4 protein-coding genes are annotated in these 4476 nt (G+C 65.0%); 2 read left to right on the forward strand and 2 right to left on the reverse strand.

All coding sequences use genetic code 11. The features are described from left to right. Positions 1–2578 (reverse strand): 2-oxoacid:acceptor oxidoreductase family protein (locus DYI24_RS21930; RefSeq protein WP_205523628.1); only part of this gene is annotated, 2578 nt, incomplete at its 3' end. Between the two features lie 482 nt (positions 2579–3060). Between DYI24_RS21930 and DYI24_RS21935 the strand changes: the two genes are divergently transcribed. Next, positions 3061–3630 carry a DUF2478 domain-containing protein gene (locus DYI24_RS21935; RefSeq protein WP_107346254.1) on the forward strand — a complete coding sequence of 190 codons (570 nt, stop codon included), beginning with the start codon at positions 3061–3063 and terminating at the stop codon, positions 3628–3630. 44 nt (positions 3631–3674) lie between these two features. Here the strand turns inward: DYI24_RS21935 and DYI24_RS21940 are convergent, their stop codons facing one another. Beyond that, entirely contained in the window at positions 3675–3884 is a 210-nt protein-coding gene (locus DYI24_RS21940) for a TOBE domain-containing protein (RefSeq protein ID WP_110786639.1), read from the reverse strand. Between the two features lie 98 nt (positions 3885–3982). On the opposite strand from DYI24_RS21940, the gene DYI24_RS21945 reads away from it, so the two are divergent. Continuing rightward, on the forward strand, positions 3983–4476 hold a 494-nt coding region (locus tag DYI24_RS21945), incomplete at its 3' end, for a molybdenum-dependent transcriptional regulator (RefSeq protein ID WP_164573835.1).

Below are 4476 nucleotides of genomic sequence, written 5' to 3' on the forward strand. Positions count from 1 at the left end.
CGTCGGGGGAGACCAGCGCGCAGTCCCTACGGCCGGTGCAGAGGGCGGCCTTGAACTCCGGCACGTTGCGGCGGAACAGGCCCTTGTCCTTGGCGGCGGCGGAGCCGGCCGGCATGAACATGCCGATGCCCGGCAGCACCGGCGCTTCGGCGATGGTACCGTCGCGGAACGGCGCGGCGAGCACGTCGTCATAGTACTCCGGATCGAGGAAGCCCGCGGCCGAAGCCGGCGCCGCGACGCGGCACATCGAGGCCGAGATCGAGGCGTCGCGCTTGGCCTTCGGGGCGGCCTTGATGGCGTCCTCGCCGAATTCGGCGGCGTCGTAATCAACCTTGTGGGTGGCCTCGAGACCCTCGCGGATCACCGCCATGTTGCCCTCGACGATGTCGCCGCCCTTGGCGCCGAACTTCTTCGAGATCTGCTGGCGGATCTTGTTGAGCATTGCGTCCTGCGAGGCGTCGGCGACCACGCGGTCGACGTTGCCGCACACCGCGCCGATGAAGGCGATGCCCATCATGCGGGTTTCGAGTTCGGCGGTCGGCGCGTGGCGCTTGGCCACCGCGAAAGCGTCGATCACGTAGAACTTGATCTTCTTGTCGCGGATGGTCTGGCGCGCCTTGGCCGGCAGATCGCGCCACACTTCGAGCGGCGACAGATTGGTCTGCAGGATGAAGGTGCCGCCCGCCACCAGGCCGCGCAGCGGATTGGTGTGCACGAACACCTTGTGGTCCGGCGAGATCACGATCTCGACGTCTTCCAGCTCGGCGTTGGTGATCTTCACCGGCTCGGGCGACAGCGTGATGTAGTAGTTGGTCGGCGCGCCGCTCTTTTCCGGGCCGTATTTCGGCGCCGACTTCGAATGCATGTCGAGCGCGCCGGCCAGGATGTCGGTGAGCAGCTTGCCGGACGCGATGGTGCCGTAGCCGCCGATCGAGTGGAAGCGGATGCGGAACGCGGGGGGCGGCAGCAGGTTCGGGTTCTGCCCCGTCGGCAGCGCCATGAACTGGGTTTCCGGATACGCCGCCTTCAGCCGGTTCTGCAGCGCTTCCATCCGCGGCGACGGGTTCTCGGTGAAGAACTTGGTGCCGAGATACACGAACGGCGCCGAGTCCTGCTTTTCCATATTGGCGTAGCAGGCGATCAGGTCGCGCGGCTGCAGATCGTGGCCGCCGAGGCCGAAGATCGCGGTGGTGATCTTCGGCAGCTTGGTCAGCGCCGGGATGCCGGCGTGACGCACGCCGGCATCGCCGTTCTCGCGCGCCTTGCACAGCGCCTGGGTGACGAGCTGGGTCAGCGCGGTGACTTCCGAGCGCTCCAGCACGGTGACGGCGGTCTTGCCCTTCAGCGCTTCGACCAGTTCGGCTTCCGGGAACGGCTGCAGCATCTTGACCGACACCACGCCGACCTTCTTGCCCTGCGAGCGCAGATAAGCCGCGACCGCTTCGGCGTCGTCGGTGACCGAACCGAGTCCGACCACGATGTGCTCGGCGTCGTCGCACATATAGGTCATCACCGGCTTGTATTCGCGGCCGGTCAGCGCGGCGTATTCGGCCATCGCTTCCTTGACGAAGCGCGGCACCGAATTGGCGAAGTGCGTGCGGTGGTCGACCGCGCCGGCCTGGAAGTCGGGCTGGTTCTGCACGCCGCCGGTCAGGCCCGGATTGTCGATGTCGACCAGCGCCGGCACCAGCTGCCGGGTGCCCTTCTCGGGCGCGTTGATCCACTGCCGCTTCCACTGGCCGCGCAGCTCTTCCGGCACGTAAGCGAGGGTCTCGACCACGATGGTGCCGGCGTTATCGGTCTCGATCGTGTCGGCGTTGTCGTCGAGGAATTTCCTGAGCGAGGCGAGGTCGGACGGCATGAAGTCGGCTTCGTGCCGCAGCAGATACTGCTTGAGCTGGAACACGCGGCCCTTGGCGCCGAACAGCATCTCCTGCGCCACGGTCGGGCACTTGATGCGGCCGGCCGGGTCGCCGAGGAATTCGCGCAGCAGGTCCGGCTCCGGCATCAGGGCTTCGGACAGCATGTGCGAGGTCGCAAAGCCGTCCATCGCGTTGGCGACCGGGATCAGCGACATCGCGGCGACCTTATAAGAGATCGCGGCGAGGTCGGCGGCTTCCTGCGGATTGGAGCCGAACAGAATCGTGTAGCCCGACGACAGCAGCGCATAGACGTCGTCATGGCCGGCCATCACGTTCAGCGAGTGCTTCGACACCACGCGCGCGGCGACCTGCAGCACGAAACCGCCGACCTTCTTGCCGACGGTGACGTAGTGCGACTCCAGGCCGTACAGGATGCCCTGGGACGACGAGGCGTTGGAGATGAACTTGCCGCCAGTCAGCGCCGCGCCGAGCGCGCCGGACTGCGCCGAGTGTTCGCCTTCCGGTTCGAAGAAGAACGGATGCTTGCCCCAGACGTTGCAGCCGCCGGACGAGCGGAACGCCTCATAGATTTCCGAGATCTCGGTCGAAGGCGTGATCGGGTAGCCGATGACGCCGCCGCAGACATGCCCCATCACCTGCGCGACCGCGCCGTTGCCGTGGATCACTGAGGGAATGCCAGGATATTTTGCGTTCATGGGGTCCGTCCGTTTTTGCGTGTCTGCGTTGGATCGGCGGAGCGAACCCGCCGTGTTGCGTCGGCCATTTTTTGGGAAAGGTGTATCGATGCCGGGCGGCTGCTGAGGCAGCGGCCGGGCAGAACCTCCTCGTGGCCTTTAGATTGACTGCTCGCGAGGTATCAGGGCCTCGCTGGCAGAGATGTTGCGTTGTGTGCGGTGCAGTAGCACGCAGGGGAAACCCCTGATTTGACGCGCATCAAAGCGCAAAAAATATGGATCAGAGAGCAATAAAATTACGCATCGCCCAAACAACAGGCGGTGCTAGTTGCCTTTGCATCCGCTCCTCGGTCGCATCTTTTCCATTGGTCCAAAAGCAGAATTTCTGCTGGCGCGGGATCGTTATATACTGTCATATATGACGATGGCGGAGCGCAGGGGTATCTGCCCGCCGCTCGTGCTCTCTCGACAGCGGAGCGCCGCCAAGCCGCGGCGATGGGCCGATGACCTTCGACTCCCAATGCGATCTGGCTGCTCTGGTCTATGAACGCGGCGAGGACCCGGATCGGCTGCTAGGCGAATTCGCCGCCGACCTCAATTCACAGGGATACCGCGCCGTCGGCCTGGTGCAGGTCGGGCCGCGCGGTGACGAGACCCGCGGTCTGTCCGCCAGGCTGGTGCATTCCGGCGAGCAGATTTCGCTGTATCAGGATCTCGGCCCGATGGCCGAAGGCTGCCGGCTCGATCCGAGCCGCCTGCTCGATGCCGGCGCGCGGGTCGCGTGCGCCCTGGCGCAGGGGGCGGACCTTCTGATCATCAATCGGTTCGGCCAGCAGGAGACCGAAGGCAAAGGCCTGCTGCACCTGATCGTCGAGGCGCTCAGCGCCGACGTCCCGCTGGTGATTGCGGTGCCGAGCCATCGCTTCGACGCCTGGATCAAATTTGCCGACGGCATGAGCGTCCGGCTGAAATGCGAGCGGCGCGCGCTCGATCAATGGTGGGGCAAGCTGCATGGCCGCAGCTTCCGCCGTCCCGCCCACCCTCACGTCAGCATCTGCGAGGCACTGAAGTAATGGGTGGGCGCGACCTGTTGTCGCTTGAAGCGATCGCGACGGGCTTAGTCGACGGCGACCAGTACGTCCGAAGCCTTGATCACGGCCATCGCGGGCTGGCCCTTGGCGAGCTTCAGTTCTTCGGCGGATTCGTTGGTAATCGAAGCAGTTACGATCGCTCCGCCGCCGATGTCGATACGTACATGCGAAGTAGTCGCACCTTTGATGACGTCGACAATGGTGCCCTTGAGCTGATTGCGGGCGCTGATTTTCATGGCTCTCGTCTCCTTCGTTGAGGTTGGCCGGATCGGGTTTACCGTTATATAGTTCCTGCACATGACGACCAGTCCGACCAAATGACGAGGCTGCCTGGATGTCCATAGAGGCAACCGTCACACTGAAAACGAAGGAGATTTCCGGGGTCGGCCGCGACCGCATCCGGTTGCTCCAGGCGGTGGCGCGCGAGGGCAGCATTACCGCCGGCGCCAAGGCGGCGGGCCTCAGCTACAAGGCCGCCTGGGACGCGCTCGACGCGATGACTAACCTGTTTGGTCGGCCTCTGTTGGAGACCCGCACCGGTGGCAAGGCCGGCGGCGGCGCGCAACTGACCCCGACCGGCGTCAAGGTGATCGAAGCTTTCGGCCGGCTCGAGGCCGAGATGGCGCGGGTGTTCCGCAACCTCGAGCCCGAACTCGCCGGCAGCGGCATCACCCCGATCAATCTCGTCTCCGGATTCTTCATGAAGACCAGTGCCCGCAACGCCCTTCGCGGCGTCATCACGGACATCAAGGCCGATACGCTCAGCGCCGAAGTCGCCGTGCCGGTGTCGCCCGAGACCACGATCTACGCGCTGCTGACCGCCGAGAG

This window comes from Rhodopseudomonas sp. BR0C11, assembly GCF_010820945.1.
Classification (GTDB): Bacteria; Pseudomonadota; Alphaproteobacteria; order Rhizobiales; family Xanthobacteraceae; genus Rhodopseudomonas; species Rhodopseudomonas palustris_H.

Excerpts from the sequence above, each read along its gene's own strand:
- DYI24_RS21935 (WP_107346254.1), top strand. The coding sequence starts at position 3,061 with ATGACCTTCGACTCCCAATGCGATCTGGCTGCTCTGGTCTATGAACGC.
- DYI24_RS21940 (WP_110786639.1), bottom strand. The coding sequence starts at position 3,884 with ATGAAAATCAGCGCCCGCAATCAGCTCAAGGGCACCATTGTCGACGTC.